Annotated in this window: 6 protein-coding genes; all 6 read right to left on the bottom strand. The window is 68.0% G+C overall.

Features of this window, described 5'->3' with window-relative positions; translation table 11 throughout:
• Window positions 1-57: 57 nt before the first annotated feature.
• Complete coding sequence (locus AC1D12_RS27090) at window positions 58-675, bottom strand: hypothetical protein (protein WP_477844117.1); 618 nt, start codon at window positions 673-675, stop codon at window positions 58-60.
• Window positions 672-1,340, bottom strand: a complete 669-nt coding sequence (locus tag AC1D12_RS27085) for a hypothetical protein (protein ID WP_477844115.1) — start codon at window positions 1,338-1,340, stop codon at window positions 672-674. Before AC1D12_RS27085 ends, AC1D12_RS27090 begins: the two co-directional genes overlap by 4 nt.
• Before the next feature lie 52 nt (window positions 1,341-1,392).
• Window positions 1,393-1,875, bottom strand: a complete 483-nt coding sequence (locus tag AC1D12_RS27080; RefSeq protein WP_477844113.1) for a hypothetical protein — start codon at window positions 1,873-1,875, stop codon at window positions 1,393-1,395.
• Entirely contained in the window at window positions 1,872-2,096 is a 225-nt protein-coding gene (locus AC1D12_RS27075) for a hypothetical protein (protein WP_477844111.1), read from the bottom strand. Before AC1D12_RS27075 ends, AC1D12_RS27080 begins: the two co-directional genes overlap by 4 nt.
• Window positions 2,093-2,329: a hypothetical protein gene (locus tag AC1D12_RS27070; protein WP_477844109.1), complete on the bottom strand. Its 237-nt coding sequence runs from the start codon at window positions 2,327-2,329 to the stop codon at window positions 2,093-2,095. Before AC1D12_RS27070 ends, AC1D12_RS27075 begins: the two co-directional genes overlap by 4 nt.
• 192 nt (window positions 2,330-2,521) lie before the next feature.
• Window positions 2,522-3,976: primase-helicase family protein (locus AC1D12_RS27065; RefSeq protein ID WP_477844107.1), on the bottom strand; the 1,455-nt coding region annotated here is incomplete at its 5' end.

Genomic DNA, 3,976 nt, shown 5'->3' with positions numbered 1-3,976 from the left:
GTTGTTGTTCAGGGTGAAGGTGCGAGTTGCCATGGTGGGCGGCTCCGGTTGGTGGGGTTACTTCAAGCGGCCGGCACGGCGCGCGGTGCGCGCGAGCTCGACCATGCGTTCGACGACCTTCGGGTGTGATCCCAGGCCCTGGTCGAGCAGCGCGAAGAGGCGGGGGTCACGTGCCACGAACTTGCGGGCGTCGTTGAGTTCGGCCGGAGTGATGCCGCGCTCTTTGATGAGCGTCTGGCTGTCCTGCATCCAGCCGGCGTGCACCTCGGCTGTGGTGGGCTCGTTGAAGTGCGCTTGCGCGAGCGAAGAGAACGTCGCGAGGTCATCGAGATTGCCGCCGAGGTCGGTCGAGACCTCGGCCCATTCGCGAGCATCGACACCAGCCTCGACCAGCTCTGTCGGGATCGCATGGCCCAGCTGCTTGAACGCCGGGTACATCCGTCGCCCTGCATCGGCCCGGCGCTCCTCGAGGATCTCGCGCGGCGTGTCCTCGCGTTCAGGGGCCGGGGCCGGCGCGCCATAGAGGCGATCGGCCATGTCGTTGACGGACGGCTGCGCGGGCGCGGCGTTGGTCACGGGCGCCGCGGGGGTGGTCGGTGCCGGTGCTGCCGGTGCTGACTCAGCTTCCCGGGTGGACGGGTACAGGCGATCGGCCATCGTGTCGTCGGTGCTCACAGGCGAGCCTCCAGCTGAGCCAGCGCCATCGCGTTGGCCGCAGCGAACGTGCATGCGCGGGTCTCCGCGAAGGCGTTGATGACCAGCAGGTCGTTCATGGGCTCGGAGCCGATGACAGCGACCGCCTCCCGGATGCGCTCGGCCAGCGCCGTGGCGAACGGTCGCGCGGTAGCGTTGGCGTGAGGCAGCGACTGCGACACCGCGTTCAGGTACTGGCCGGGTTCGACTCGGGTGCGCATGACCGCGGTCACGCCGTTGGTGATTGGGGCGGATGCCTCACGCAGATCACGCAGCGCCTTGACGAACGCGGCGCCCGCAAGGTCCACCGCGTTGGCCAAGCGCTCACGGTCTGCAGCCGCCTTCAGCACAGCTGCGCGCTGCGCCTCGGTCGCCAGGCGCGCAGTGTCGCGGGCCGCCGCGCGCTCATCGTCGCGGGCCTTCTCCGCCGCTTGCTCCAGGCTGCGAAGCCTGGCTTCGGCGCTCAAGAGTTCGATGCCAACCTTCTCGAGCTGTTCGTACAGCTTGGGGTCGTCGGGCTTGTCGACGAGCAGGTCGACTAGCGCGCCGTGCTGCTTGCGCAGTTCGACGATGCCGGCTTGGCGCGTTGYGATCGCGGTGGCGAGCACCGCGGCCTTGCTGGCGGGGGTTGTGCTGGGTGTTTTCATGCCCAGCATGGTCGGCGGGCGCGCGTCCCCCGCCCACAAGGTCAGGGCAATGTCAGGGTGTCGCTACAACGAGGGCCACGTTGGGTGGAGAGCACCACTGCGCCTCCACCGAGCCATCAGGGCAGCGACGCAGGTGCAGCCCTGGCCCGGAGCGCCGCGAGGCCGACGCGAGTAGGTTGGCGGTGGCGAGGTCGACGCGGGCGATCGCCTCGACGGCATCGTGCACAGCTGCATGCCAGGCGCGCACGCTGCGCCGGCGACCAAGGGGCACCCACCGCCCAGGGTTCAGCGCCGCGAAGGCCAGCGCGCGGGCGCCAGCGCCCTTGGAGCACCACGGCACGGGCTCGGAAGCCACCCCCAGCAGGTACTCGTGCCGACGGCCGGCGTAGGCAAAGACCCGGGGGTCGAGCCGAGCCCGCGCGCACTCGAGCTGCTTCTTGCCGAGCCAGCGCCGCAAGGCGGGATCGGTGATGCCCAGCTGCGCCAGGCGTCGGAACGCTTCGGCGTCGGGGATGTTGTCGATATCGTCGGTCATGCCAGCACCTCGCCCAGGAGTTGCTCCACCTGCCCCACCGTCAGCGCCTCGTGTGTGCCGTCAAGGTGCTGAAAGCGCACCAGGTAACCCGCGTTCAGCGCCCGGCGCATCTGCAGCAATCGCTCGATTGATGGCGCGTCGGGCCTACGCGTCTGCCTACACGCGGTGGGTGGCGTCTCGCAGCCATAGGAAAGCCGGACGGATTGATGATCCGTTTTCATGTCGCAACCCTCTTCGCGACCAGGCGGGCCGCCGGCTTTCGTCGCGCGCCGAGGCACCAGTGGCAGATCGTCGACGCGCTCACGCCCAAGGCCGCACCGATCGCAGCGTAGGTCGCCCCGCCTGCACGAGCGGCGCGCGCCTCGGCCACGAGAGCATCAGGATGGCGAGACAGGTGATGCCCCTCCCCCATGCGCCAGCCGCGGGCGTTGCAGGGAATCAGTTCAATACGCATCGCTTGTCCTCCTCGTGGTTCGCATTGCTGCGCGGGTTGCCGCCTTCCGGCAGTTCGTTCGCCCTCGCGCCCGGTTCCACAGTTCCACAGTTCCACCGCTTCCGTACTCTTTGTAGAGAGAGAGATGAAAAACATCTTCATAGTTTCTTTATCAAAACGGTGGAACTCTGGAACTGTGGAACCGGCCGAGGGCTACGCGAACTCGTCGCGCGCGATGATCTCCTCCGCCCGCAGCACCTCGGCAGCGATTTCGGCCGGCCGGACACTTGCCCACTGCACTGCGTTGCGCAGGATCCAGATGTGGTGAGCGATGCCGGCCACCTTCACACGGCCGCTGTACTTCACCAGCGCGGCAGCGACGCAGGCGCCTTGCGTGGAGCCGACGCGCCCGCCGAGCGCGTCGGACACAGCCAACTGCAGTCGGCTCGACGTAATGCAGTCCGAGTGCCATTCGGCAGCGATGTCCCGCACCGCCGCCTCCATCTCACTGCGCCCGGCGCGGATGGTCCGGGCCTTGGCCGCGTTCATGGGCGCGATCTCGCCGGGGTTGAACCCGCTGATGTCGCGCTGCCGGAAGGCCTCCGCCAGTGCGGCACCGAGCCCCGGTTCATCGAGCAACCGATAGAGCTGCTTGTAGTAGTCGGCGCCGCGCCGCTCGCCGGGGTTCTCTATCACCACGACGCGTCGGTCGTTCTCGGCCAGCGGCAGCGCGTCCTCATGATTCGAGAACATCAGGAACCGGCACGCGTTGAACTCGGTGTGCTGACGGCCGTACTTGGGATTGATCCGACGGGTGCTCTCGGTGAGCAGGCTCTTCAGCTTTTCGGCGCCGGCACGCGTCGCCCCGCCTGGCCCCCCTTCGTGCAGCTCATCGACGACCACGAGAAGCCGCTGCGACAACGCGCCATTGAACCCGGTGCGCAGTGACTCGGCCAAGTCGAAGCCGAGCGCGGTGTAACCGGCGAAGCAGCGAGCCAGCGCGTATGCCAACCAGTTGCGCCCGATGCCGGTCTGCTTGGCCACCAGCAGGTAGTGCGTGTGCGGCAGCACGCCCGGCGCCTGCTCGATGTGGGCGAGCCAATCGAGAAAGCGCTCGCGCTCGGCCACGTTGGGCACGAGGTAGGCTACGTGCTCGAGGAACGGCGCCGCGAGCTCGGCCCAGTTCTCCGGCACGGTGGCCGAACGAGCACGCCACAGATTGAGCGCGCTGTCGCCCTCGGGGCTGTCGCATATGGCACCGCGCCCAGGCGCGAAAGTCTGAGTGCGCACGGTCTTGCGGTCGGCGCTCTCCAGCCACAGCGCCGTGCGGTGCACCTTGCGCGTCGAGTTCTTCGAGCCCTTGACCTTCTCGACCGAGGCGGCTGTGAAGTTCTTGAACTCGGCGAACGGCAGCGCGAAGCGCGGCTCGTGCAAAAAGGCGACACGCGAGCCTTCGGCGATGAACACCAGCTCCTCGAGCATCTCGGAGCCTGACATCACGCGCTGCGTTGGCACTTGGTGCTCACCCTCGCGTCCGATGCGGATGGACCGCTCGCGCTCGGTCTCCAGCGTCGCCTTCGCCGGGTTTCTCCAACCGCACGCCTCCTCGGCGACCGCAAACACCTTCAGATACGTCGCCTCGTTGGCGATGAACGTTTCCCACTGCGC

The sequence above is a fragment of the Rhizobacter sp. P1_G5 genome, from assembly GCF_056405435.1.
The sequence above is the reverse complement of the archived record's forward strand: the minus strand, read 5'-3'. Positions and strand labels throughout refer to the sequence as shown.